Source organism: Coleofasciculus sp. H7-1 (genome assembly GCF_057473865.1).
In genome coordinates this window covers 1-25,033 of sequence record NZ_JBYCCT010000057.1, presented here as the reverse complement: position 1 = coordinate 25,033, position 25,033 = coordinate 1, and the positions used below count along the sequence as shown (strand labels likewise).

General features: G+C 46.4%; 23 protein-coding genes and 2 pseudogenes. 15 read left to right on the top strand and 10 right to left on the bottom strand.

Annotated elements, in window-relative coordinates:
- Positions 1–168: 168 nt before the first annotated feature.
- The 5 genes from AC2VDX_RS14590 to AC2VDX_RS14570 form a co-directional block, all read right to left on the bottom strand.
- Positions 169–627 (bottom strand): phosphate-starvation-inducible PsiE family protein, encoded by a 459-nt coding sequence (locus tag AC2VDX_RS14590; protein ID WP_378182186.1) that lies wholly within the window; start codon positions 625–627, stop codon positions 169–171.
- 124 nt (positions 628–751) lie between these two features.
- Complete coding sequence (locus AC2VDX_RS14585; RefSeq protein WP_378182189.1) at positions 752–1,606, bottom strand: nitrate ABC transporter ATP-binding protein; 855 nt, start codon at positions 1,604–1,606, stop codon at positions 752–754.
- Between the two features lie 154 nt (positions 1,607–1,760).
- Positions 1,761–3,761: a nitrate ABC transporter ATP-binding protein gene (locus tag AC2VDX_RS14580; RefSeq protein ID WP_378182192.1), complete on the bottom strand. Its 2,001-nt coding sequence runs from the start codon at positions 3,759–3,761 to the stop codon at positions 1,761–1,763.
- 101 nt (positions 3,762–3,862) lie between these two features.
- A complete protein-coding gene (ntrB, locus tag AC2VDX_RS14575) occupies positions 3,863–4,696 on the bottom strand; it encodes a nitrate ABC transporter permease (protein ID WP_378182195.1) in 834 nt (277 codons plus the stop codon).
- A gap of 101 nt (positions 4,697–4,797) precedes the next feature.
- On the bottom strand, positions 4,798–6,168 hold the full coding sequence (locus AC2VDX_RS14570; RefSeq protein ID WP_378182199.1) for a CmpA/NrtA family ABC transporter substrate-binding protein: 1,371 nt from the start codon (positions 6,166–6,168) through the stop codon (positions 4,798–4,800).
- An 871-nt stretch (positions 6,169–7,039) separates the two neighbouring features.
- On the opposite strand from AC2VDX_RS14570, the gene AC2VDX_RS14565 reads away from it, so the two are divergent.
- Both AC2VDX_RS14565 and AC2VDX_RS14560 read left to right on the top strand, forming a co-directional pair.
- On the top strand, positions 7,040–7,438 hold the full coding sequence (locus AC2VDX_RS14565; protein ID WP_378182202.1) for a Uma2 family endonuclease: 399 nt from the start codon (positions 7,040–7,042) through the stop codon (positions 7,436–7,438).
- 337 nt (positions 7,439–7,775) lie between these two features.
- Positions 7,776–8,912 carry a PDDEXK-like family protein gene (locus tag AC2VDX_RS14560; protein ID WP_378182204.1) on the top strand — a complete coding sequence of 379 codons (1,137 nt, stop codon included), beginning with the start codon at positions 7,776–7,778 and terminating at the stop codon, positions 8,910–8,912.
- On the opposite strand, the gene AC2VDX_RS14555 is transcribed toward AC2VDX_RS14560, so the two are convergent.
- Entirely contained in the window at positions 8,909–9,094 is a 186-nt protein-coding gene (locus AC2VDX_RS14555) for a hypothetical protein (RefSeq protein WP_486928188.1), read from the bottom strand. The genes AC2VDX_RS14560 and AC2VDX_RS14555 overlap by 4 nt on opposite strands.
- 7 nt (positions 9,095–9,101) lie before the next feature.
- Positions 9,102–9,863 (bottom strand): hypothetical protein, encoded by a 762-nt coding sequence (locus tag AC2VDX_RS14550; RefSeq protein WP_486928187.1) that lies wholly within the window; start codon positions 9,861–9,863, stop codon positions 9,102–9,104.
- Between the two features lie 155 nt (positions 9,864–10,018).
- Here AC2VDX_RS14550 and AC2VDX_RS14545 point away from each other — a divergent pair, with 155 nt between their 5' ends.
- The 5 genes from AC2VDX_RS14545 (at position 10,019) to AC2VDX_RS14525 (ending at position 15,178) form a co-directional block, all read left to right on the top strand.
- Complete coding sequence (locus AC2VDX_RS14545; protein WP_378182209.1) at positions 10,019–11,254, top strand: sigma-70 family RNA polymerase sigma factor; 1,236 nt, start codon at positions 10,019–10,021, stop codon at positions 11,252–11,254.
- The gene (locus tag AC2VDX_RS14540) at positions 11,251–12,426 is read left to right on the top strand and encodes a DUF1822 family protein (protein WP_378182212.1); all 1,176 of its coding nucleotides are present in this window, start codon (positions 11,251–11,253) and stop codon (positions 12,424–12,426) included. Before AC2VDX_RS14545 ends, AC2VDX_RS14540 begins: the two co-directional genes overlap by 4 nt.
- A 155-nt stretch (positions 12,427–12,581) precedes the next feature.
- Positions 12,582–13,916: a bifunctional ornithine acetyltransferase/N-acetylglutamate synthase gene (argJ, locus tag AC2VDX_RS14535; RefSeq protein WP_378182215.1), complete on the top strand. Its 1,335-nt coding sequence runs from the start codon at positions 12,582–12,584 to the stop codon at positions 13,914–13,916.
- Between the two features lie 65 nt (positions 13,917–13,981).
- Positions 13,982–14,515: a hypothetical protein gene (locus tag AC2VDX_RS14530; protein WP_378182218.1), complete on the top strand. Its 534-nt coding sequence runs from the start codon at positions 13,982–13,984 to the stop codon at positions 14,513–14,515.
- A 306-nt stretch (positions 14,516–14,821) separates the two neighbouring features.
- The gene (locus AC2VDX_RS14525) at positions 14,822–15,178 is read left to right on the top strand and encodes a hypothetical protein (protein ID WP_378182221.1); all 357 of its coding nucleotides are present in this window, start codon (positions 14,822–14,824) and stop codon (positions 15,176–15,178) included.
- 116 nt (positions 15,179–15,294) lie between these two features.
- Here AC2VDX_RS14525 and map read toward each other — a convergent pair whose 3' ends face one another.
- Both map and AC2VDX_RS14515 read right to left on the bottom strand, forming a co-directional pair.
- On the bottom strand, positions 15,295–16,056 hold the full coding sequence (map, locus tag AC2VDX_RS14520; RefSeq protein ID WP_378182224.1) for a type I methionyl aminopeptidase: 762 nt from the start codon (positions 16,054–16,056) through the stop codon (positions 15,295–15,297).
- A 149-nt stretch (positions 16,057–16,205) separates the two neighbouring features.
- Entirely contained in the window at positions 16,206–16,832 is a 627-nt protein-coding gene (locus AC2VDX_RS14515) for a class I SAM-dependent methyltransferase (protein WP_378182227.1), read from the bottom strand.
- 111 nt (positions 16,833–16,943) lie between these two features.
- Between AC2VDX_RS14515 and hemH the strand changes: the two genes are divergently transcribed.
- Entirely contained in the window at positions 16,944–18,107 is a 1,164-nt protein-coding gene (hemH, locus tag AC2VDX_RS14510) for a ferrochelatase (RefSeq protein ID WP_378182254.1), read from the top strand.
- Positions 18,108–18,178: 71 nt separating this feature from the next.
- On the opposite strand, the gene AC2VDX_RS14505 is transcribed toward hemH, so the two are convergent.
- A complete protein-coding gene (locus AC2VDX_RS14505) occupies positions 18,179–18,757 on the bottom strand; it encodes a DUF4126 domain-containing protein (protein ID WP_378182230.1) in 579 nt (192 codons plus the stop codon).
- Between the two features lie 784 nt (positions 18,758–19,541).
- Here AC2VDX_RS14505 and AC2VDX_RS14500 point away from each other — a divergent pair.
- The 7 genes and pseudogenes from AC2VDX_RS14500 to AC2VDX_RS14470 all read left to right on the top strand — a co-directional run.
- Positions 19,542–20,840 (top strand): Glu/Leu/Phe/Val family dehydrogenase, encoded by a 1,299-nt coding sequence (locus tag AC2VDX_RS14500; RefSeq protein ID WP_378182233.1) that lies wholly within the window; start codon positions 19,542–19,544, stop codon positions 20,838–20,840.
- Positions 20,841–21,212: 372 nt separating this feature from the next.
- The gene (locus AC2VDX_RS14495; RefSeq protein WP_378182236.1) at positions 21,213–22,220 is read left to right on the top strand and encodes an ABC transporter ATP-binding protein; all 1,008 of its coding nucleotides are present in this window, start codon (positions 21,213–21,215) and stop codon (positions 22,218–22,220) included.
- Positions 22,217–23,008, top strand: coding sequence for an ABC transporter permease (locus AC2VDX_RS14490; protein ID WP_378182239.1), 792 nt, complete (start codon positions 22,217–22,219; stop codon positions 23,006–23,008). The genes AC2VDX_RS14495 and AC2VDX_RS14490 overlap by 4 nt, the downstream gene beginning before the upstream one ends.
- A 97-nt stretch (positions 23,009–23,105) precedes the next feature.
- Entirely contained in the window at positions 23,106–23,339 is a 234-nt protein-coding gene (locus AC2VDX_RS14485) for a hypothetical protein (protein ID WP_378182242.1), read from the top strand.
- Positions 23,336–23,796: pseudogene (locus tag AC2VDX_RS14480) on the top strand (HNH endonuclease). Before AC2VDX_RS14485 ends, AC2VDX_RS14480 begins: the two are co-directional and overlap by 4 nt.
- 65 nt (positions 23,797–23,861) lie before the next feature.
- Complete coding sequence (locus AC2VDX_RS14475; RefSeq protein WP_378182245.1) at positions 23,862–24,644, top strand: ABC transporter permease; 783 nt, start codon at positions 23,862–23,864, stop codon at positions 24,642–24,644.
- 158 nt (positions 24,645–24,802) lie between these two features.
- Positions 24,803–25,033: pseudogene (locus AC2VDX_RS14470) on the top strand (IS4 family transposase); the annotation flags it as partial.

Genomic DNA, 25,033 nt, shown 5'->3' with positions numbered 1-25,033 from the left:
TAAAATTTCCCCCAATATCCGACTGCCCACCACTGCTGAATTCCGCTGAAGATTTAATGGAACCTAACCAGGCTCAGTTAGCACCTGCTTTAAGTTTTGCATTAGCTGCGCTTTAATCTGCTAGTGAGGGTGCAAATCTCCAGTTCCCAAACTGCCTTATTTGCGAGGCTACTTGGCGTTCATGTAGCGAATAATCCAATAACTAATTGAAAGAGATAAAAGGGCAATCCCCAACCCAATTATATCAACTCCTGATGTTTTTTCTAAATCTAGAATGATAATTTTTCGAGCAACGGCGATTAAAGAAGTAACAATTACTAACTCAACTTGAATAACGTGTTTTTTTAGATAGGCAGTGATATTTTCTAAAATTTCAAGAGCAATTAAAACATTCAAAAACAGTCCGAATATTTTGAATAATGTTTTCGTGAAAGGCTCATCTGGTTGACCAGTTAGCATTTCTACCAAAACAACTCCTAGATTCCAAATTGCTACCAGGATAACTAAGATCATAGCAACTGAAAGAACCTTAGAAACAATGCCCTCTATCTTTTCCAGCCCGTGCAGGAAGTTTTCATCTTTGAAAGCTGCTCTAATTTGTTTTGTTAACCTCTTGCTTATCCACATTTTGCCAATCTCTTTTTATAGACACACCATTCAGATTATTTTAAAACCGTTAGTATTTTTTATACTTAACGCGGTAAAAGGCAAAAGGAAAAAAGATGCGTTATTTTTCCTTTTGCCTTTTGCTTTATTCGTCGTGAGCAAAGCGATTGTAGAGGAAATCCAAAGCGCGATTTCGCAGTTTGTAGTATTGCGGATCTTCCATAATTCGGGCGCGATCGCGCGGACGTGGAAAAGGAATTTCCATCACCTCGCCAATCTTAGCATGAGGGCCATTCGTCATCATTACTAAGCGATCTGATAAAAACAAAGCCTCATCAATATCGTGAGTAATCATTAATACAGTCGCTCGGTTGTCGTTCCAAATTTTCAGCAATTCTTCCTGTAATTCTTCCTTAGTAATTGCATCCAACGCTCCAAAAGGTTCATCTAGAATTAAGACTTGGGGACGAATCGCCAAAGCACGGGCAATACTCACCCGCTGTTTCATCCCGCCGGATAGTTGGGGCGGCTTTTTGTCAGCAGCTTCTGTGAGTCCCACCATTGCTAAATGGTCTCTTACAATCGCCCTTTTTTCAGCTTCCGGCTTATTAGGATAAACTGCGTTAACTGCTAGGTAAATATTTTCAAAAGCAGTCCGCCAAGGCAACAAAGCGTAATTTTGGAATACTACCATGCGGTCTGGCCCCGGTTGGGTGATGCGCTTAGAGCCAACCCGCACCTCGCCGCTGCTGGGCGTACTAAAACCCGACACCATATTTAGCAGCGTTGATTTGCCACACCCAGAGTGACCGATGATACAGATAAACTCGCCTTGCTGTACGGTGAGGTTAACGTCTTCCAGCACCGTGTAAGAACCTTTTGGCGTTGGATAAACTTTGGAGACATTTTCAATCACCAAAAATGGAGAACTAGGATTTTGAGTTTTGAGTTTTGAGTTTTGAGTGAAAGAAGTTGGAGTTTGAAAGTTAAAAGCTTGCATGGCTGTAGAGAGGGTAAATAAACTGTGGGAGCAAAATTGGGCGATTAGAAATCGCGGCTACACGAGACTTTACCTACTTTCGCAAGTTTTAAATTCAGTCCGCGTAAGCGGTGTTTGTATAGCCGCGAATTACATTCGCCGGGGTTTCTGTTAATTAGGCTGCTGTCTTCGTCCTTGAATCGATGACCACTTCCGCAACTGAAAAATCCTGTTTAATCGCCAGACTGTTGAGATAGGCTATCGGGTCATCGGCGTTAAAAGGAGTGCCATCGAACAGTTGAATTGCGCCGCGAGTATAACTAATATCAAGACCCAGTTCTCGCGCTGCTGTGCTAAACGCACCAACTCGACAGACTCGTTCCAGAATTTCTACCCAATTTCTAGGGAAAGGAGTATCGCCCCAACGCGCCAGCTGCGTCATAATCCAAAGTTGCTCAGTTCGACTGGGACGGTTGACTCCACCTTCGCCGTAAAACTGGTGATGGGCATACTCGCGCATTGGATGGTCTAAGCTACAGGCGGAGAAGTTTGGTTCTCCCATCTGGATGTAAGCCAAATCGGTACTTACATACTCCCGCCGCGCCAAAATCTCCCGAATCTCTTGGGCATTCGCCGTATCTGCACAGTATTTGCAAGCTTCCAAGAGAGCTTTCACTAAGGCGATGTGGGTGTTAGGATAAGCTGCTGCCCAGTCTTCCCGCACCCCTAGAACTTTGCCTGGGTGTCCCAGCCAAATTTCTAAGTCTGTCGCAATCGTAAAGCCAATTTCTTCCTCGGCGGCGCGGAGATTCCACGGTTCCCCGACGCAGTAACCGTCAATCGTTCCGGCTTGCAAATCCACGATCATTTGAGCGGGAGGGATGGTTTTGAGGGATACGTCGCGGTCGGGGTCAATGCCCCCAGCTGCCAGCCAGTAACGCAGCAGCAGGTTGTGCATGGAACTGGGATGCACCATTCCCATCCGGTGCTGACCGGGAGTGCGACGCAGGTAATCTTTAAAATCAGATAAGCTGTACACGCCTTGCTCGTAGAAGCGCTTGGCGAGGGTGATGGCGTTGCCGTTGCGGGTCATGGTCAGGGAGGTGACGACCGGAACCGGGCGGTTCTCATGACCTCCCAGGGTTAACCAGATGGGCATTCCGGAGGGCATCTGGGCAGCATCCAAATATCCGCCAGTTATACCATCGGTGATTCCCCGCCAGCTGGTTTCGCGCATCAGGTTGACTTCATCCAGTCCATGCTTAGTAAAGAAGCCTTTTTCCTTTGCAATCGCTAGAGGCGCACAAGCGGTTAGGGGTAAGAAGCCAATATCAAGATTAACTTTTTCTAGTCCGTGACGCGCGATCGCTGCCGTCTTCCTCGCCCGAATTTTCTTAATCCGTTTCTGCTGATTGAGGAAATAAATCATCTCACTCCGCAAGCTGTAGTAGCTGGGATGTTCTACGACTTCCATCCGCTTGCGGGGACGAGGAATATCAACTTCCAGAATTTGACCAATCTTGGATTCTGGCCCGTTGGTGAGCATTACAATTCGGTCAGACAACAGCACTGCTTCATCGACATCGTGAGTCACCATAACGGCGGTGACTTGGTTTTCTTCGCAGATTCTCATCAGCTGTTCTTGCAAGTTACCCCGCGTCAGCGCATCTAATGCACCAAACGGTTCATCGAGTAGCAGTAACTTGGGACGAATCGCGAGGGCGCGGGCGATCGCTACCCTTTGTTTCATTCCACCGGATAATTGAGCGGGTGGTTTATCGGCAGCATGACGCAACCCTACCATATCGATATGCTGCTCGACGATTGCTTTGCGTTCCCCGGCTGGCAAATCTTTCATTACCGAGTTGACAGCTAACGCAATATTTTCCCGTACTGTGCGCCAAGGCAATAGGGAATAATTTTGGAATACTACCATCCGGTCAGGGCCAGGTCTAGTAATGCGTTGTCCTTCCAGCGTCACTACACCTTCCGTTGGCAAATCTAAACCCGCCACCATGTTTAACAAAGTGGATTTACCACAACCGGAGTGACCAATCAGAGAAACAAATTCTCCCTTTTTTATCTGGAGGTCAATTCCTTTGAGGGCGACATAGGTGCCACCTCCGGCTAACGAAAAAACCTTATCGATTTGGTCAACGGCAACAAAAACGCTCATGGTAGTTGGTGATTGATAATTAGTAAGTTGGTGATGACTGATGGGTGATTGGTAGTAGGTAATAGGTAGTAAGTAGTCGCTTTTTACCCATTACCCATTCTCTACTTCTGTCCTTCGGGTAAAATCCGCGTTTCGATCCAAGCCATCGCTTTATCTAGCAGCAGACCAACAACACCGATGTAGATTAAAGCCAAGATAACTTCGCTAACTGCGTTATTCTGATAAGCTTCCCAGATAAAGAAGCCAATCCCGACAATACCTGACATCACAATCTCTGCTGCGATAATCGCCAACCAAGCCAAACCAATCGCAATTCTCAAGCCTGTGAAAATGTATGGTAAAGCAGCAGGGATGAGAATATTGAAGAAGTATTCTTTCCGTGAAAGTTGCAGAACTTTGGCGACGTTGTTGTAATCTTGAGGAATTTGCTTCACTCCCACAGCGGTGTTTATCAAGATAGGCCAGATTGCCGTAATAAAAATCACGAAAAGGGCGGCTGGTTCGTTTTGGCGCAAGGCTGCCAAAGAAATTGGTACCCAAGCTAGAGGCGGTACAGTTCGCAATAACTGGAAGATGGGATCTAAAGCTTTGGACATCATTTTATTCGTACCAATCAAGATGCCCAAGGCAATGCCTACAATTGCTGCTAAGGAGTAACTAATAGCTACCCGTTGTAAGCTGGCGAGAATCTGCCAAAACAAGCCTTTGTCCGTACCACCTTTGTCATAAAAGGGATACAGAATCAGTATCCAAGTGTCTTTGATAACCTGAATGGGGCCTGGTAGTGTCGCACCCGGAGTCCAAGAAAACAGCTGCCACGCGAGGAGGAAGATAGCGATCGCAATAAATGGCGGTATCAGGTCGGGAAATTGTTTGTTCAGGCGGGATAACCAGGTGTTCTGGGAAGCAGTTGCACGTCTTTGTAGCGTTGTCATGGACAGTGTTCTCCTAAACTTAAACTTGGCTAATGGGTAATTGGTCTATTGGTTGTTGTCCGTTGTCTGTTGTTGGTTATCAACTAACTGCTGACAACCGACTAAGCTTTCACCTTCTTGATTTTCAGTTGTTGCAGGTAAGCTGTGGGATTCTCTGGGTCAAACTTGACACCATCAAAAAATTCTTCAACGCCACGAGACGTACTTGTAGGGATGTCGGCAGCAGAAATTCCGGCTTCTTTGGCAGCTTCTCGCCAAATATCTTCCCGATTGACTTTATCAATAAGGGTTTTAGCATTTGCCAATGTAGATTCAGGCAAAAATCCCCAGCGGACGCTTTCTGTGATAAACCAAAGATCGTGGCTCTTATAAGGATAAGAAACACTTCCTTTTTCATCTTTCCAGTAATAAGATGCCATTGATTTATCATCAATGATGCGACCATCGCCCATATCGTATTTACCCTGGAATGGTTCTGCCAGTATTTCGGCTGGAAGATTAAAATAATTTCGTCCGCCAAGAATTTCAGACGCTTCTTTCCGGTTATCAAAATTATCCAACCACTGCTGCGCTTCCATAATGCCTTTCAAAAGCGCTTTGGTTGCTTTAGGATTTTTATCAACCCAATCTCCTCTCAGGGCGAAGTATTCTTCGGGGTGATTTTTCCAAATTTCCGCTGTCAATGCTGAAATGAAGCCAATCTTATCTTTAACGATTCGATAAGGCCAGGGGTCGCCTGTACTAAAAGCGTCCATCGTCCCCGTCTTCATATTGGCAACAGTTTGAGCAGAGGGTACGGGAATTAATTTAACTTCAGTATCTGGATCGATGCCGTTTCCAGCTAACCAGTAGCGAATCCAGAAATCCTGGTTAACTTGTGCAAAAGTATAAGCAGCGGTAAAAGGAGTTTTTGCGGATTTTAGTCCGTCAAAAAATGCCTTCGCCTTATCCATTTTCACCTCAAGACCTTTTCCTAGATGCTTGCTAGCAATCGCAATTCCATTTCCATGAGTAATCAACTGAGCCAGCACGTACATGGGAATTTTCTGATTACCTTTGGTGATTAAACCTTCAGTAATGAGATGCGGCATTGGCATCTGATATTGACCACCATCAACCCCGCCACCCACTGAACCAATTTCGGTGTTATCCCGCATAGAACCCCAGGAAGCTTGCTTGGAAAGTTCGACTCCAGTCATGCCATACTTGGCAAAGAAGCCTTTTTCTTGAGCAATAATAAAAGGAGCTGCTTCTACAATAGGGATATATCCTAGTTTTACTTTGGTCGTTTCCGGAGCTTGTTCTGGGCTAATATTAGCGGCAGGAGCAGCACCAGGAGTTGTCTGTGCTTGAGTGCTGTTTCCCGGTTCGGGAGGATTTCCTAAACAGCCTTTGAGCAATAAAGACCCCATTGCGGAGGCTCCAGCAGTTAGGATGAATTTGCGGCGTGAAAGTTTAGAAAATTCGCTCATAAGGTCTCCTTGCTACAATCTTGTTTAGTATTTTGAACAGAAAAGCTATCTTAATCAAAAGAACGCTTTTTGAACGCAAAAGCTATGCCAATTAGAGGCATAACAAACCGATTTCCTGCAATGGTTAAAGGTTTAATGCACTAAAATTGACGGTTGTTTGCTACAACCAAGTCGCAAACCTAGTGATAGATCTACGGCAATTAGCTTTAGGAAAACTTGCTGAGGCTAGTCGCGCTAGCTTCTCTGCGTCAGGTAACGCTGCTTGCCCTCTGCGTTAAAAGTAAATATATCACCTTAATCAGTGAGCGCATAGCTAAAAAGCGTTACTTATCAGTGGAATCTTCAATGGTATTTATAAATTTTTTCTTTAGATTTAGACGCATAATCAGCTAAACTAATAGGCTGATTAATGGGTGATTATCTAAACTCCTGAATTTGCGATAAAAGCTAACTAAAGGCAGCGCGATCGCTCGAATTGCATAAATCAGGCAGACTTGTTAATGAAAAATCCAATGGTAATCATAGAAATTTCCTTGGATGTCATCGCTCAACCGTATAAACAGCCCAATTAAGTTTTGCTTATTTAACCTATTTAATGAGGTTTATCTAATTTCCTCAACTTGAGGCGATCGCTGATGCTGAATTCCTTCATCCCTCCAGTCTGTAGGGAGAGCTAAAGTTATCGTCAATTCCCGCCTAGTGCAATAGACAGACGGGTGACTTTGGTAGATTACGCTGTGAAGTGAGAATATCCAAAAGAAAGCGATCGCCTAGCTGAGAAGAAGCATTCGCCATGACCGTAACGATAGCCAAATGCTCTGTGGATAACTATCACCGCATGGCTGCGGTGGTATTTTAAACGATTGGTGTAGTGGAACTACTCAAAGGCGAAATTGTAGAGATGTCGCTGGAAGGAGAACCCTACGCCTATTTCAGCAGTAAAGCAGGAGAATATCTGACTTGCTCGTTGGGCGATAAGCCCTTTGGGGATGGCTTCGCTTACCGCGCAATGATTTGCCCAAGTAAGACAATTACCCTTCCGAATGAATCCGAGCCTGAGCCTGACATTGCTATTGTGCAACGCTTGGAGCATGAATACCTAGAGCCTCACCCCTATCCTGAAAATATTTTTTGCTTGATTGAATACTCAGATTCCACATTAGACAAGGATTGGCAGACTAAAAGTAAAGTCTATGCTGAAGTCAATATTCCTGAATACTGGGTTGTAAACCTCAAGAAGAGAATAAGTTATAGTATTTCGAGACCCTGAAGATGGGCAGTATGCCTCAAAATCTACACTAAATGAGGGGATGATTGACGCATTGGCATTTCTAGATGTAGCTGCATCCGTAGATTCAATTGCCAGCATTTAGGATCGCGTCTTTGCCATTTCCAGACATCCAGGTATCTGTCAAGAGGCTTTTGGCTTGAGTAACTTTGTCCAATTTCGCCAGGGTGTAGTGAGAGCTAAAATAGTTTTTAATACAGTGTTTATTGTACTGTATCTTCAATAACATTCATAACCCCAAATTCGGATAGATAGGCAGGATAAAACTGCTCTGGAGCAGTTCGTAGTTGATAACGAAGATTTAGAGAAGCTAGAAACGTTGGTAGCTCAGTTCAATATTTTTGAGGCAATTGGGGTCGTCCGTCAGGAAATTCGACACTCTAACTTTTTAGCATTTCTGCTCAACCCCTCTGGGACACATCGCCTAGGGGATACGTTTCTTAAGCGGTTTCTCAAGCGAATCCTCTTAAATGTTGAAAAGCCACAAGTCAGTCCGGTCGAGATTGATGTTGCTAACCTTTTAGATGCCGAAGTTCGTCGAGAGTGGAAAAATATTGATGTTTTAGTATATTCTCCAAGCAGCCGAGTTGTCTGCGTAATCGAAAATAAAGTCGGTTCACAGGAACATTCAGACCAATTGCGTCGATACCGAGAAATAATCCTTAAAGAGTTTAAAGGCTACCGTCATATATTTATCTATCTGACTCCCGAAGGACAGACTCCAGTATCTGAGGATGACAGTAAGGTTTGGTTAGTCCACAGCTACGATAAAATTGCTGAACTAATTGACGATACTTGCCGAAGGTATCAATCCACAATCGGTTCTGAAATTTATACATTGATGAGCCATTACAGCAGTTTAATCAGAAGACATATCGCGAAAGACTCAGAAATCGCTGAACTCTGTCGGAAAATCTATAAGCAACATAAGCAAGCTCTCGATCTCATTTATGAGCATCGCCCAAATTTAGCTTCTGAGGTTGCCGATTTTGCAAAGAAGTTGATTCAAGACGCTGAATCACATGGTTTGAGGCTAGACTCTTATTCTAATTCCAAGAACTTAGTTCGCTTTTGTGTTGCTGAATGGGATGATTTTCCCTTCCAAAGAACTTGCAATAATTGGGCAGGAAGTAAGCGAATTTTACGTTTTGAATTCAAAGTTGAACCCTCAGAGGTTATACTTGTGCTGACAATTGGACCAGGTAATCTTTCAATTAGACAAGATATCTACAATGCTCTCGCAGCATATAATATTGCAGGTTTTACCGCAGTCAAACCGGAAAATGAGAAAGGTTGGATCTATATTATCAAGCAGCCGATTATGGAAGTTATTGATCCGGAAGTTTCTATAGACGGTGTAGTAGGGGAAATTCAAGATTTTTGGGAACATTTCTTGACAATCGATTTGCCTGTCATAAAGAAGGCAATTACCGAAAAAATCTCGCCTTTGAGCTAACGCTTCCAACCTTTGATGTTATCGAGTAACAAATAGTTACCTAGTATTCCATTCAGGGCGATCGCTATCTCTACATAAGATAGCTCAAGGCGCGATTCTATATCTAGCCTCTGCACGAGAATAGTAATACAAACAACTCCCTCTAGATGAGAGGGAGTTGAAATTAAAACTAGGGGATTCAATTAGAAATTATTGCCACTTTTCGCTCCAGGCACCCGTTACATTAAATCCACTCGGTGCAATGTTCGTAAATTTCAAAGAACCCCAACCAAATGTGTTGCAAATGGGACCGAAACCGGAAGCGCAAATATCACCAGCACCGTAACCGTTAAACGAACGTGTCCCTAGGTGAGAGTAGGTGGTACCTCCCCAATTACCGTTGCCAAACCAAGTGGTATTGCCGGGACCTACTCGCAGAAAACAACGTAAGCCAGAACCTTGGCGAGTTCCTGTTAGGTCGGAAACTTTATATTCGTCGAAGTATTTACCGCAAGTCTGGGGTCTTGGCAGAGGTTTATAGTTTGCAGCTTTGACTAGGTTCCATTCTTCATTCCACGCACCTGTGACCCGAATTGTGGTTGAATTTACGACTTGAATTGACAAATTTCCGGGAAAATTGTTGTTAATGTTTTCTCCGTTTCCATAAATATCGGAAGCGAATCCAACGAGATTACGACCTCTGTAGAAGGCGTGACCAACGTGGCGATAAGTTGCACCTTTCCAATTTCCTTCGCCGTACCACGCCAATTTAGGAATGCTACTACCCGGCTTACCTTCACTCATCTTGACGCAGCGCACGCCAGTTCCTTCACGTCGATCGAGAGGTTTGACAACATAAGTGAGAGTATGCGGACCACAATTAAAGCTGGGTGCTTGGCTGAGTTTGAAGTTGCTTGGTGTTAAGGGAATGGATAATTGAGCGACCGCCGCTGATGCAGTCGATACTGTCATAATGGCACTGAGAAAGAGGAAACGAAAATTCAGCCTGACCATCTTGCTATTTCCTTGTAGTAAAGTTTGAGGAACGTTGTTGAGTTCCTGTAGTCAAGTTCGGGAAGCGTTGTTGAATCCCGTCTGTTGTTCTCTATGTCGGCTGGCGATTTTTTATGCACACTCGGCAAAACATCATTGAAATTTTTTCGACGTTCTTGCAATTTGATGCGGATCGGTTCAGTGGTTGGGTGACAGATGCCAAACTGCGGCGAAGTATGCTGGGTTGCATGAGTCAGCTGCCACAACCGGAAACTTCAGAAAACTTTTGGGTGCTTTACTGGTACAAGGAAAGGCAATCTCAGGGGGAGAGTCTGGCGCGATCGCCCAAAATGAGTCATTCCCCTGGAACATGGCATCTAGTCGCTTATCTTCAAGAAGCTTGCTATTGGGTGGCTCAAAAAACAGCTGCGAATTTTTCCAGCGGACAGAATACTGTCGCCGACTGTTTTCAAATTGCGATCGCGCAAGTTGATAAAGTCCTCAAAGGCTTTAACCCCAGCCAAGGTTTTGCGCTGAAAAATTACGCTAGTGCCATTTTTAGCAATCTGATCCGCGAAAACCTGCGCCAGCGCGGGGAAGTGGATATCTGCACGCCTTGGGGATTGTTGCGTAAAATTAGCCAAAAGCGACTCATTGAGGCTTTGCAAACAGCGGGGTTATCTTCGCAAGCGATCGCTAGTTACGTTCTCGCTTGGAACTGTTTCAAGGCGGTTTATGTCCCCACGCCAATCGCTAGTCGCAAACTTCCTAAACCAGACAGCACGGCTTGGAACGCGATCGCCGCGCTGTACAATTACAATTCGCAACGACAAGGCGCAGAATCTCCTCCTGAAACGTTGGAAAAGTGGCTGCTGAGTTGTGCTAAAGCTGCACGAGACTATCTCTATCCCACGTTTAATTCCCTCAATACTCCCAGAGAAGGACAAGATTTTGGAGAATTCCTAGAGATTCTGCCAGGAACTGAATCTCCATCCTTACTTGCCGAAATAATTAGCAAAGAAGAAGAACAAAGCCGCAATTCTCAGCTAGCTGAAATTAACGCGGTTTTAGTCGCAGCAGTTGCCAAGCTGGAATCCCAAGCACAACAACTGTTGCAGATGTACTACACTCAGCAGCTAAATCAACAGCAGATTGCCCAGCAGTTGGAGATCCAGCAATATACCGTTTCTCGTCGGCTTTCTAAGGCGCGGCAATCCTTGCTGCTAGCACTGGCTCAATGGAGTCAGAACACCCTGCATATTGCCTTAACCTCAGACGTACTAAAAGATACCAGTGCAGTGCTGGAAGAATGGCTCAAAATCCACTACAGCCATCCTGACACCCTAACCCACAGGGAGCAGCCCCTATGACGTATGACGCCGCCTTATTTGCATTTGCCGATCCGACTCAACTGTGCTTAGAAATATCGCCAACCGCTCAAAATCAGGCTCAACAACAAAGCCAATCTTTTTCTACACTCAGTAGTCGCTGGAATGCTTATCTCAATCAAATTTCCCTAAGTGCAATTTTACCTTGGCTGCGAGAAGAGTACGAACCGAGAGCCAAAGCTTGGCCTAGTGTTGCGGCTTTACCCAGCGGCTGGGAAGTGGTGAATGGAACCGCGATTGAATTAGGGACAACGCGATTCGTATTCATTGCCAGCGAAGCAATCGACTTGAGCGAGTTGCGGGTGCCGCAAGAATGGGTAGATATACCCAGTTGGGTTGGGGATTATTACCTAGCGGTGCAAGTCGAGCCGGATGATGGGTGGGTGAGGATTTGGGGGTATTGCACTCATCAACAGCTAAAGACGAGAGGAAATTATGATGCGAGCGATCGCACTTATTCTCTAGATGAAAGCGACGTAATTTCAGACATCAATGCCCTGTGGGTGGCGCGTCAACTATGCCCGGAAGAAGCAACCCGCGCTTCTGTTGCACCTTTGGCAGCTTTATCATCAACGCAAGCAGAAAATTTGATCCAGCGTTTAGCAAATACTGCGATTGCAGCGCCTCGGCTAGAAGTGCCGTTTGCCATCTGGGGAGCGTTACTAGAGCATGGCGGCTGGCGAGAGCGGTTGTACGAACGACGGCAAGGACTACCGGAGCAGTGGTCAATTCTGCAATGGCTCCGGATAGGTGTCTCAGAAGTCGGACAGCAACTGGGTTGGGGACGGATTGAGTTTCAACCGAGTTTTGCCGGTGCTAGAAGCGCAGAACCCACACCGACACCCACCGCACTGTCTCGCCAATTGGTGATTGCCGGTCAACAATATGAATTGCAGGTCATCCCTCTAGGCAATCCAGAGGAGCGAAGGTGGCGCTTTGAGCTAAGAAATTTATCAATAGTCACGAGCATTCCCGGTGGATTTACCCTGAGACTGCTGACTGAAGACCTACAACCCTTTGAAAACAACGCAGATATTGCCACGACTGCTGTAGAGCAGCTTTACGTTGATGTCATTTTGGCACCCGGAGAAGGATTGGTGTGGGAAATAGAGCCAGTTCCAGAAAACTACGAAAGAGAAATCTTACGTTTTTAAGGGCGATCGCTTTCAACAATTGCCAAGTAGAAAGGGAGTGAACTGTATTGGCATCTACTTGCGCGATCGCTCCCAATTTAATTTATGACTCAGTAACACTCACCGCAGCCCTGAGAATTGCTAAAATTTGCATCATTTAGCTTTCAGGGGGAGTGATGACAAACTGGCAAATCATTAGTGGTGGAGTAACGGCTCCTAGAGGGTATCGGGCGGCTGGAATCGTCGCCGGACTGAAGCCTTCAGGCTTACCGGATTTAGCGTTAATTTATTCGGAGGTGGAAGCGATCGCAGCGGGTGTCTTCACCACCAGTCAGGTACGCGCCGCCTGTGTCGATTATTGCCGTCAGCACCTCTCTACCAAACACAGCGCCCACGCGATTCTCTGCAACGCTGGGCAAGCCAACGCCGCCACGGGTGCCCAAGGTTGGATTGACGCCATTGAAAGCGCCCAAATGTTAGCTCAGGCGCTGAGAATTCCCTCCGACTCTATCTTGTTGGCATCCACGGGCGTCATTGGGCAACGCATTAAGATGGATGCCTTCCGGGATGGGATTCCTAAATTGGTCGCCGCCGCTTCTGAGACTGGGGGCGATGCAGCCGCACAAGCGATCGTCACCACCGACTTAGTGACGAAATCGATTGCACTAGAGACAACTTTTGGCGATCGCCCGGTGCGAATCGGCGGCATGGCAAAGGGATCTGGTATGATTCATCCCAACATGGCGACGATGCTGGCTTTTGTCACTTGCGATGCAGCGGTGGCTCCCTCCCTATGGCAAAAAATGCTGAGTCGAGCCGCCGACCAAAGTTTCAACCAAATTACCGTCGATGGCGATACCAGTACCAACGATACGCTGATCGCCTTAGCAAATGGGGAATCTCGCACCCCGGCAATTACCGAAATGGGGCCAGACGCCGAGAAATTAGAGGCGATGCTGACTGAAGTTTGCCAATATTTAGCGAAAGCGATCGCCCGTGATGGCGAAGGGGCTACCTGCTTAATTGAAGTGCAAGTTACCGGCGCGTCCGATGAAAAAGCCGCCCGTCAGGTTGCCAAAACGGTTGTCGGTTCATCCTTAGTCAAGTCAGCAGTGTTTGGGCGCGATCCCAACTGGGGACGAATTGCAGCAGCGGCGGGTCGTTCCGGGGTGCTGTTCGATCAAGAACATCTCCGGATTCAGCTAGGGGATTTCTTATTGATGGAAAATGGTCAACCTTTGCCCTTCGATCGGGCGGCGGCGAGTGCTTATTTAAAACAAGCGGCGGCGGCGTCGGCAAAAGAGGTACTCAGCACTGATTCCAGCAATGATGTCATGCAAGTAGAGTCGGGTCAACCTGTTGCGTTTAGTCGCCCCGCATCGCCTACCAATTTCAAAGAACAGACAGTGGCGATCGCTCTGAGCATCGGGAATGGTTCTGGTTCTGGTATCGCTTGGGGCTGCGACTTGAGTTATGACTATGTGAAGATTAACGCTGAGTATACAACCTGACTTTTGAGTAATTTTGCCGATCTGTTCGGGGTGCCATATTGCCGACTCTAGCAAAGGTGAATAGGATGAAAGCTGAAACAACCAAAAATATCATCAAATTTCAATCCTATAAGTTTGCTTTTGAGCGCATGGAGGAGGCAATTAAAAAAGAGTTTTTCCTAGAATCAATTATGATTGCGGAAAGCATCATCTCAGATCGGCTTCTGAGTTACTTAATTGTTAAACTGAAAGAAGCAGGCGAAACTCATCAGTTTACAAATAAAGAAACTTTTCTCGGAAGATTGATTCAGGAATGGAAAAGGCGGGATGAAATAGTTCCGTATAAAACTAGGGAAGATTTGATTGACGCTGTGAGGCTTTGGAGCTACGACCGGAATGAATGCGCTCATGGTCTTGTGAAGTCTCAACCGGGCGAACCGAGTATATCGGTAGAAGAGTTCATCAAAAAAGCTTCTGAGTGTGCAGTCAATGGGAAACAGCTAGCCCGTGATGTCTGTAGCTGGACGCAAACCAAAAAATCAAAAATTAGAAAGATGAAAGTCCCAGCGCCTGAATCAATCGATACACCCACAAAACCTGCCTTCTCTGACTTAATTTAGCGCGATCGCTGCTTTTCGGCTGAATCAGCTGTCGATAAATCAGATGACTGTTCTATCTCAGTCTCATTTATCAATGCTTTGTTCTCAGTCATGGCTAATGCCTACTGGCGACTCGTATTGTAGCTAACAAATCAATTCGATTGTAGCCAAGGCTGGCGATCGCACTTCCTTTGGGCAAGTGCTTTAATGTGAGCATAAGCGAGTATTCGCCTTAGTGTAGAGACGCGATTAATCGCGTCTCTACAGGGAGAGTGCGAATCATTTAGGATTGCTATAGCTATACGCAGTTGGGAGGATAAATAATGTATGTTCAAAAAAATAGAGTTGCTTTGTCTTGCCATCATGTTGGGAATTGCTCTAGTGCCCAAACAAACACTGGCGCAAGAAACATCTTACTTGGAATCGCGGATTTCTAGATTGGAAGCCGAAACTTATCAATTGCGATCGCAAATAAACCAGCTACAGTCGCAGGTATTAGGACTGAACCAGTCCACCTCTCAAAGAACCGGCTCCACTAAACCAGCGCCTCCCATTGCCCCTAGAGCCAATCGACCCGCCTCAGCAGACCCCATGTTTGACCGCCTAGCCACTCTGGTCATCGAACTCAAGCAGCGCATCAACAAACTAGAAGCACAAGCTGAATTACAACAACAACGTCGGTAGAAGCAAGACAATTTTAGATTTTTTCGTCAAAACCTAGTGCATCTACGCTCCTCACAAGTTCCCAGCAATATTCTCCAGCCCGACAAAGCAACCTTTTATCAAGGAACCGTCTAATCTTAACCTTGGGTCAGGATCTCGACGCCTTCCTCGGTGACAGCAACTGTATGCTCAAACTGAGCGGAGAGCTTTCGATCTAGTGTGACAGCCGTCCACCCATCGTCGAGGATCTCGACTTCCCAAGTTCCCTCATTAATCATCGGTTCAATCGTAAAAACCATGCCCGGTCTCAGACGCTTCCCGGTTCCGCGTCTACCATAATGGAGAATCTCTGGTGCAGTATGGAAAATGCGGTGAACGCCGTGTCCCGCGAAGTTCCGCACCACAGAAAAACCTTCTCCTTCAGCGTACTCTTGAATCGCTGCCCCAATATCGCCAATCCGCGCCCCCGGCTTGACTTCAGCAATTCCTCTGTTCAGGCACTCCAGCGTCACCTCAACCAACTTTTTCGCAATGGGTGAGGGCTTACCCACAAAGAACGTCTTAGAGGTATCGCCGTGGTAGCCATCCACCAGCGGCGTCACATCAATGTTAATGATGTCACCTTCTTTAAGAACCTGTTTAGCGCTGGGGATGCCGTGGCAGACCACTTCGTTGATGCTGGTGCAAAGAGACTTGGGAAACCCCTTGTAGCCAAGCGGGGCGCTTTTAGCTTTGCGAGCCAAAGTCCAGCGTTCAGCTTCATCGTTGAGTTCTAGGGTACTGACTCCTGGCTTGACCATCGGTTCTAGATAGTGGAGGAGTTCAGCCGCCAAGCGTCCAGCCTGACGCATTTTATCCAACTCCCGGCTCGATAACAGCTCAATTGTTTCGCTTTTCATCGTGATATATTTCCTTGATTTTCTGGTGGCGAGTAGCCGCTTCTGAGGCAAGAGAAGGCGTCTCATTTGCAGCTAATTAGTGTATCTGGGAATGGAGAGTAGAAGTGCTGCTTCCCTCTAGCTCTGTGTCCTTGGCGTTCTGGAGCGGTTTATTTCCTGGCGTGAATCACCTGCAAACTTCCACCTGCATGAAGTGTAGGTTCTCCCACCAGATTAAACCCAATCTCCTCCAACAACCCAGGCAAATCCGTCTGCAACAGCTGCCAAGCGGTTTCTGTCTCAAACAACCACAAAAATAGCGAGATTGCCGGCCAAAATAGCGGATTTGTGGGACGATGAAAATCGACTAAGGCAAAGATGCCTCCCGGTTTTAGTACCCGGTAGACTTCTCGGAGAATTTGTCGCAATCGATCGGGTTCCATTTCATGCATAGCAGCACTGGTATGCACGAGGTCAAAGCGATCGCTCAGCAAAGGCATATCTTCAGCCAAGGCTTCCACATACTTCGCTTGCGGGACGTTCCGCTGCGCCCGTTCCAGGGATACGGGTGAGATATCCAGACCCGTGACATCTTGGGAATATTTCACCAAGATTTGGGTTGCCTGACCGCTGCCGCAACACAGGTCTAACACTTTGGTTTCTGAATCGATCGTTAACCCTTGCAAAGCCAGTTGACGAAATCTTGCTTCCCCGCCTACACTCACAGCAGCCAAACGAGCGATCGCATCATACAGCCACTGGTGTTGATAACTCCAAGTCCTTAAAATAGTAGCCACTACTCCACCCCTAGTTAAAATGTGTATCTCTTATTGCAGACCCGAACCTTTAAAAGAATATTATTGTTAAAATCAGTAACGAAAATGAAAGATTGGGAAACTGTAACCGCTATGGGTCGTGTAGGAGTTTTGCTACTAAATCTGGGTGGGCCGGATGACTTAGAGGATGTTGGACCTTTTCTGTTTAATCTGTTTTCCGACCCAGAAATTATTCGCATACCCTTTTCTGGGTTACAAAAACCCTTAGCGTGGCTGATTTCCACCTTAAGAACCAAGAAATCGCAAGAAAACTATCGGGAAATCGGGGGCGGCTCCCCACTGCGGCGGATTACAGAAGCCCAAGCAGAAGCGCTTCAGGCAAAATTGCAGCAACAAGGACAAGAAGCGAATATTTACATCGGGATGCGTTACTGGTATCCCTTTACTGAAGAAGCGATCGCTCGCATCAAGCGCGACGCTATAGAGCGCCTGGTAATTCTCCCCCTCTATCCGCAGTTTTCTATCAGCACCAGCGGTTCCAGCTTCCGCCTTTTAGAAAGACTCTGGCAGGAAGACCCAGCACTTAGCCGAATTGAATACACTGTCATTCCCTCCTGGTATCACCAACCCAGCTACCTGCAAGCAATGGCTGAGTTGATTACCCAAGAACTCGACCAATTTGCCAATCCCGACCAAGTTCATCTCTTTTTTAGCGCCCACGGCGTTCCCGTCAGCTACGTTGAAGAAGCCGGAGATCCCTATCAAAGAGAAATTGAGGACTGCACCGCTCTCATTATGCAAACCCTCAATCGACCCAATCCCCACACCCTGGCTTATCAAAGTCGAGTCGGGCCAGTCGAGTGGCTTAAACCCTACACCGAAGATGCCCTAAAAGAACTGGGAGCCGAGGGAGTCGAAAATTTGTTAGTTGTACCGATTAGCTTCGTCTCCGAGCATATCGAAACCCTACAAGAAATTGACATCGAGTACCGCGAACTGGCAGAAGAATCTGGCATCCACGACTTCCGCCGCGTGCCAGCACTAGATACTCATCCCCGCTTTATTGAAGCAATGGCGACTTTGGTGGTTGATGCCCTCGACGCCCCCAGTCTGAAGCTATCCCAAGTCCCACAGCTCAAGAAAAAAGTCAAAATGTATCCCCAAGAGCGCTGGGAGTGGGGCATGACCACAGCAGCAGAAGTCTGGAACGGTCGTCTGGCAATGCTTGGCTTTATTGCCTTAGTGATCGAGTTACTTAGCGGTCGCGGTCCTCTACACTTTGTCGGACTGATGTGAAAAGTAAAAAGTAAAAAAGCAAAACTAGAAACAAACAATCCTTTCTTTTGCCTTTTTACTTTTGTTTTCTTTCAGTCGGGTTGCTGATAGTTTCCCCTAGAGCGTTTGTGTCCTCGATACCAGCGATACCATTCCTTAGAGCTGCGAATAGCCAGCCACAACAACAGTAAGGCGATGATTCCTCCATGCTTGGGCGCATCGAAAGCGAAGATGACCAAGACAACGCACAGAAAATCTTGCAAAAAGACGACCCACAGAGGTAGACGCCGCAAGCGGTAGAACCAGCCGACCTGAACTAGCTGGAGGACGAACGCTAATAAGCTGCCCACCACAGCAACTATCCACAGAAGCCAAGTGGAAGCACCAGTGATTTGGGCAACTGCAACGCCCATAATGGCTCCCACAATCGGGCTGAAAACTAGCTGGATTATTTGCAATACGCGCTGACCCAACAGCTTTTTTGAGGCGAACAGCTCAAATAACGACCAGCTGGTTAGCACTCCTAAAACGATAGGAGGAGGAAAGCGCGACAGTAGGGGCACGCTTGACCAGAGATTGGCACTGTGCAATAGACCAATGACTAGCAAGGGCAGAGCCACTCTCATCCCTGCCGCCGCAGACGCAGAGAGTGCGGCTAAGATTTCAATCATAAGAATTCAGCCGACACAAGAACTGATTGCTTGACATCAGGACAGATGAGAAGATTCCTCTGTTTACAGTTTCACACTGCTATGGAGAGCTTGCCACTAATTTCCAAGATATTTCATCAGCAGCGACTGCGCTGATGGGTGATCCCCCCTCACCCGCTGCTCCAGGCTTCGCTTAAACCGGAATTGTGTCGCTTATTCTTAAAATGTTACATATAATACAGTTTTTTTTGTGTTTTAATGTTTATAGGGAAAGTGAAGCGTCTTTCAGGAAAGAAAATTAATTGCAATACTTGCTAAGCGCACACTTATTAAGTCGGTAAAAATAAACAAAAAATCCTCACTTTGCTGAGAAACTCGACGATGAGCAACTCGCAAGATTACCTATTAAAAAATAGGTTTAGGGGGGATGCAGTTTTTGCCTACTTAATTCACAACCCTAGCCAAAGCAATCGTTTTCTATTGCGATCTACTTAAGCAGGTGGTGTAATTAAACATTACTTGTAGGGTTTGTAATGGGTAATTAGTCATGCGTCATCCCAGTTCACTTTTTCACCGCGACACTTTAGCTTCTTCTTATCTCCTCTTTTAAAGGGGTTGGGGCGATCTAATGTGTAGCTTCACAAAAGTGAAATGGCAACAAACCAGGGACTACCGGACTAAAAACTACTGAAAATTATCCGTTACCAGCCTTAAAGAGTCACCTTAATTTGCACCGTTCTGCTTCTCTTAAATTGAAATTTGTATTAGCATACCAGCTTGATCGTGCAACAGGAGGAATCGTGGGATGTCAGACTCGTTATTTGCTGATGCTAGCCAAAGATTAGAACAAGCCCTAAAATTTGTTTCTATTTCCGACGATGCAGCCGAACACTTAAAATATCCAAAAGCCAGTTTAGCCGTTTCAATTCCTGTCCGGATGGATGATGGCACTTTGAGAATTTTTCAGGGCTATCGTGTCCGTTACGATGATACCAGAGGACCGACTAAAGGAGGGGTGCGCTATCATCCCAATGTTTCAATGGATGAAGTGCAATCCTTAGCCTTTTGGATGACCTTTAAGTGCGCGGTATTAAATTTACCATTTGGTGGTGCGAAAGGGGGAATAACGCTGAATCCGAAAGAACTCTCAAAGATGGAGTTAGAACGGCTGAGTCGCGGTTATGTGGATGCGATCGCAGACTTTATTGGTCCTGACGTAGATATTCCAGCACCCGACGTTTACACCAATCCCATGATTATGGGTTGGATGATGGATCAATACAGTATCATCCGCCGTCAAATTACTCCAGCAGTTGTCACTGGCAAACCGCTAACAATGGGGGGTAGTTTAGGCAGAGATACCGCCACCGCCACGGGTGCTTTCTTTGTCATTGAAAGCATCATGAGCAAAGTTGACCGACTACCTCAAGAGACAACAGTAGCAGTTCAAGGATTTGGGAATGCTGGTGCAGAGATAGCAGAATTACTCTCCAAAGCTGGATATAAAGTCGTTGCGGTTAGCGATTCTCAAGGCGCAGTCTATTCCAAAAAAGGATTAGATATTGCGAAAATTCGACAATACAAATTATCTAGCAAAGGAATTAAAGCCCTCTATTGCCAAGACACCGTTTGTCACATTGATGAACATGAAGTCATCAGTAACGAGGAACTTTTAACCTTAGATGTGGATATCCTAATTCCAGCCGCCTTGGAAAATCAAATTAATGAGGCGAATGTCAAGGATATCAAAGCAAAATATATCTTTGAAGTCGCTAATGGCCCGGTTAGTTCGGCAGCTGACAGAATTCTGGAAGAACGAGGAATTTATGTCTTTCCCGATATTTTAGTCAATGCGGGTGGCGTTACAGTCAGCTACTTTGAATGGGTACAAAATCGCAGCGGACTTTATTGGACGCTAAAAGAAGTCAATCAACGCTTAATGGAAAAAATGGTCGAAGAAACTGAGAAAATTTGGGCAATTTCTCAGGAACTAGCCATTCCAATGCGAACAGCGGCTTACGTCCATGCTTTAAATCGGCTGGGAGAAGCCATTAACGCCAAGGGTACGCGAGATTATTATATCAACGGTCGAGTTTACGCATAGTACATGAGTTAACGAGAGGCGATCGCGCTATCTAGGGCAGGGGGACACCCCTGCCCTATTTCTTTGAGATCATCCATCTGAAACCCTCCAAACATCTTAGGACTTACGCAACATCACCACATCTGAGGGCAACCACAGGGGGATTGCCCCTACAAAACTCTATATGTATAAGCTTTGTGTAAGTCCTGATCTGCAAACTGCCAGTCGCAGTTTATGACGTAGATAGACAAAAACGTCAATACCTTTGGATTGGGAAAGCTCAGCCTGGAATCGAGAGTAATGTTGGATACCCGTTTAAGTCTTGCCATTGGATAGCAACAACCAGTCACCTTTGAGATTATGAAGTTAGATCCATAAACTAAAAGAATTACAATGCCCATTGTTTCGGCTGAGAAACTGAGCAAAATCTATCCAGTGGCGGTCAAAGAACCCGGACTTAAGGGGACATTACAGCACTTTTTGCGCCGCACCTACCGCGAGGTGAAGGCGGTTCAAGACGTTTCCTTCGAGATTGAAGCGGGGGAAGTGGTGGGGTTTTTAGGTGCCAATGGTGCGGGAAAAACGACGACTCTGAAGATGCTCACGGGGTTAATCCATCCCTCCGCAGGCGTGGTGCGGGTGGCTGGACACGTTCCTTTCCAGCGTCAGGCGTCTTTTTTGAAACAAATTACGCTGGTGATGGGGCAAAAGCAGCAGTTGCTCTGGGACTTGCCAGCGATGGACTCGCTGAGGATAAACGCTGCTGTTTATAACATCCCCGACAAAGAGTTTCGGCGCATGGTGGGGGAACTGACGGAGATGCTTTCACTGCAAGGCAAGCTGAATCAGCCGGTGCGGAAGCTTTCTTTGGGGGAACGCATGAAGGCTGAGTTGCTAGCAGCACTCCTCCACCAGCCCAAGGTACTGTTTTTGGATGAGCCGACGCTGGGACTCGATATCAATGCTCAGGTAGGGGTGCGGAAATTTTTGCGGGAGTACAATCAGCTCTATGGCGCTACGATTCTCTTAACCAGCCACTACATGGCAGACATCACTGCTTTGTGTCAGCGGGTGCTACTGATTCATCAAGGTCAGCTAATTTATGATGGCAGTTTGGATGGACTCCTAGACCGCTTTGCCCCCTACCGCGAAGTGAAAGTAGAGTTGGCGCATCCGCTACCCAAAGATGATCTCGAAAGGGGAAGTTTGGCATCTTTAAAGTCTTATGGCGAAATTGAAGCGGTAGAAGGTCAAGTGGTGCGGTTGCTGGTGCGGCGGGAGGCGCTGACTCGCACAGTCGCTAAAATTTTGGCGGAAATGGATGTATTGGATTTGGCAGTGACTGAGCCGCCGATTGAAGAAGTAATCGGTCAGGTGTTTCGTGCAGGGGTCGTTGTATGAGTTCAGCAATGAGAACAGCCAAAGCTTTGCTGGTAGCTTATTACGCTCATATGCTGGAGTATCGGGCAGAGCTATTTTTGTGGGCGCTATCGGGTTCTGTGCCCTTCATCTTGATGGGGATTTGGATGGAGGCAGCAGCGCAAGGTGGACGGTTTGGGCTGTCGCCAGTAGATTTTGCCCGCTATTTCATTGCAGCTTTCTTGGTTAGGCAGTTTACGGTTGTTTGGGTGATTTGGGAATTTGAGAAGCAGGTGGTGCAAGGGACGTTGTCTTCTCGGCTGCTGCAACCTTTAGACCCGGTGTGGCATCATGTGGCTTCTCATCTTTCCGAACGCCTTGCCCGTTTCCCGTTCATTGGGGGGTTGGTAATCTTGTTTTTTACGCTCTACCCGAAGGCAATTTGGTTGCCGAGTGTGGGGAGAATTTTACTATTTTTCGGGGTGGTAGCGATCGCCTTCACTCTCCGCTTTCTCATCCAATACACTTTTGCTCTGTTTGCTTTTTGGACGGAACGCGCTAGCGCCATCGAGCAATTCTGGTTTCTGCTGTATCTGTTTCTTTCTGGCATTGTTGCCCCACTTGAAGTTTTTCCTCCAGCGGTGCGTGAAGTGGTTCTGTGGACGCCGTTTCCCTATCTGGTGCATTTCCCGGCGGCGTTGTTGGTAGGGTTGCCAGTAGATTTAGGGCGGGGTTTATTGGCAATGTTTGGTTGGTGTTTGCTGTTTTTCGTCTGGAATCGTTGGATGTGGCGGCAAGGTTTGAAGCAGTATTCGGGGATGGGGGCGTAGGAAGCAAGAGGGGGAAAAGCGCGATCGCGTTTCTAGATGGGGTGAGGATGCGATCGCTATAATAGTACAACAGAACTAAAGCCACTATAAAAATGCTATGACCCCAGTAGTAATTAGACCCTCATCTTGGCTAACGACTGGCATCCGAGTTGAAAAAATTAAGAATATGAATCTTTTCAAGTTTACTGAAGAACTCCAGTCCCGAATGGAAGAACTTTTAGAGAAAAAAAAGGCTGATTCGCTTACGTTAGAAGAAGCAGCTGAACTGGAGGGGATAGGAGAATTAGACATGATTTTTACCTATATCAATGCCCAAATTGCTGCTTCGTGACTATTTCAAACAAAATACAACAGTTGGTGCGGCAACGAGCTAAGTTTTTGTGCGAGTATTGCCATTCTCCTGAATTTTTGAGTACAGCTCTACTCACGATTGAGCATTTATTACCGCAATCTTTGGGAGGGTCTGATCAGATTGAAAATTTAGCCTTAGCTTGTCGTCGCTGTAACGAGCGTCGTTATAATTTTATAGTCGGAATTGATACTGAAACTCAAGAAGAAATTCCCTTATTTAATCCTCGTCAGCACCAGTGGGCAGAGCATTTTATCTGGACAGCAGATAGTATAAAAAATTTTTAGGTATTACCCCTACAGGTCGAGCTACTTGTAATCGACTTGACTTTAATGATGAGTTTCATAATGATGGTTTCATTCAGAAATCTCGTCGATTTTGGGTGCAAGGCGGCTGGCATCCTCCCAAGGACGATCCGCGTCAAGAGAGTGAGGGTTAAAGCGCGGTGTTGCTATCCACAAATCGCGTTACTTTCAAATTGGCACACCTTGCAACCTTGAGAAGATGCAACGATATCTACGGGTACTAAAGCTATTTTGGAGTACAGCGATCGCTGCCGAACTTGAATACCGGGTTAATTTTGTTCTAGCGGCACTCAGTAGTTTGGGAAACCTAGCCGGTAGTATGTTTGGGTTGTCCTTGTTTTACCGCAATGGTTACACCTTTGAAGGGTGGAAATGGGAGGAAGCTTTGGTTGTGCTAGGAGTTTTTACGATCCTGCAAGGCTTTTCTAATACCTTCTTGGTGCCTAATTTAAACCGGATTGTCGATCAGGTTCAGCAAGGGACGCTAGACTTTGTGCTGCTTAAGCCCATCAGCAGCCAATTTTGGCTTTCTACCCGCGCCCTTTCTCCTTGGGGACTGCCAGATTTAGTGTTTGGAGGAGTGCTGATTGGGTATGCTGGGGCGCGGTTGGGTTTGAGAATAAACGACTATTTCTTAAGTGCGATGCCGCTACTATTCGGTTTCGCAATTCTGTACAGTCTGTGGTTTATGCTGGGAGCGACCAGCATCTGGTTTGTGAAAATCTACAACGTCACAGAGGTACTTAGAGGTTTTCTGGAAGCGGGGCGGTACCCGATGGTTGCTTATCCCGCTGCTTACCGTTTTTTCTTTACTTTTGTAGTGCCAGTGGCGTTTTTAACGACTATACCAGCAGAGGCGATGCTGGGACGAGTTGAGGTGGATTGGATGGTGAGTGCGGGGATTCTGGCGTTGGCGCTATTATTCGCTTCGCGGGTCTTCTGGCGGTTTGCGTTGCGATTTTATACGAGTGCGTCGAGTTAAAACCTCTCCGCCAACCCTTCTCCTACAAGGAGAGGGGCGAAGATTATTCCCCCTTCCTTAGTAGGGCTATCCCAGAAGTGTTGAAAGATAGCTTAAGACGGAAAAAATGGGGGCAGAATGTAGTATTCTACCCCCACACAAACTAAAAATGATGACTGATGTTAACGTCCTTTGCCAGCATTGTCAAATCCTTGCTCAAGCGTCTTTCAGCGAGCGACTACCCTGTTTTACACTCTCGGCTATTTTTTGAAATCTGGTTAACTTTTGTTCTCGATCAGAGTTTGATGAGCATGAGAGACCTATTCTATCGGCTCAATCATGCCGGGATTGAAGTTGATATTTCCACTTTTTCTAAAGCCTGCAAAACTCGTGAGGGGGAGTGTTTTTGC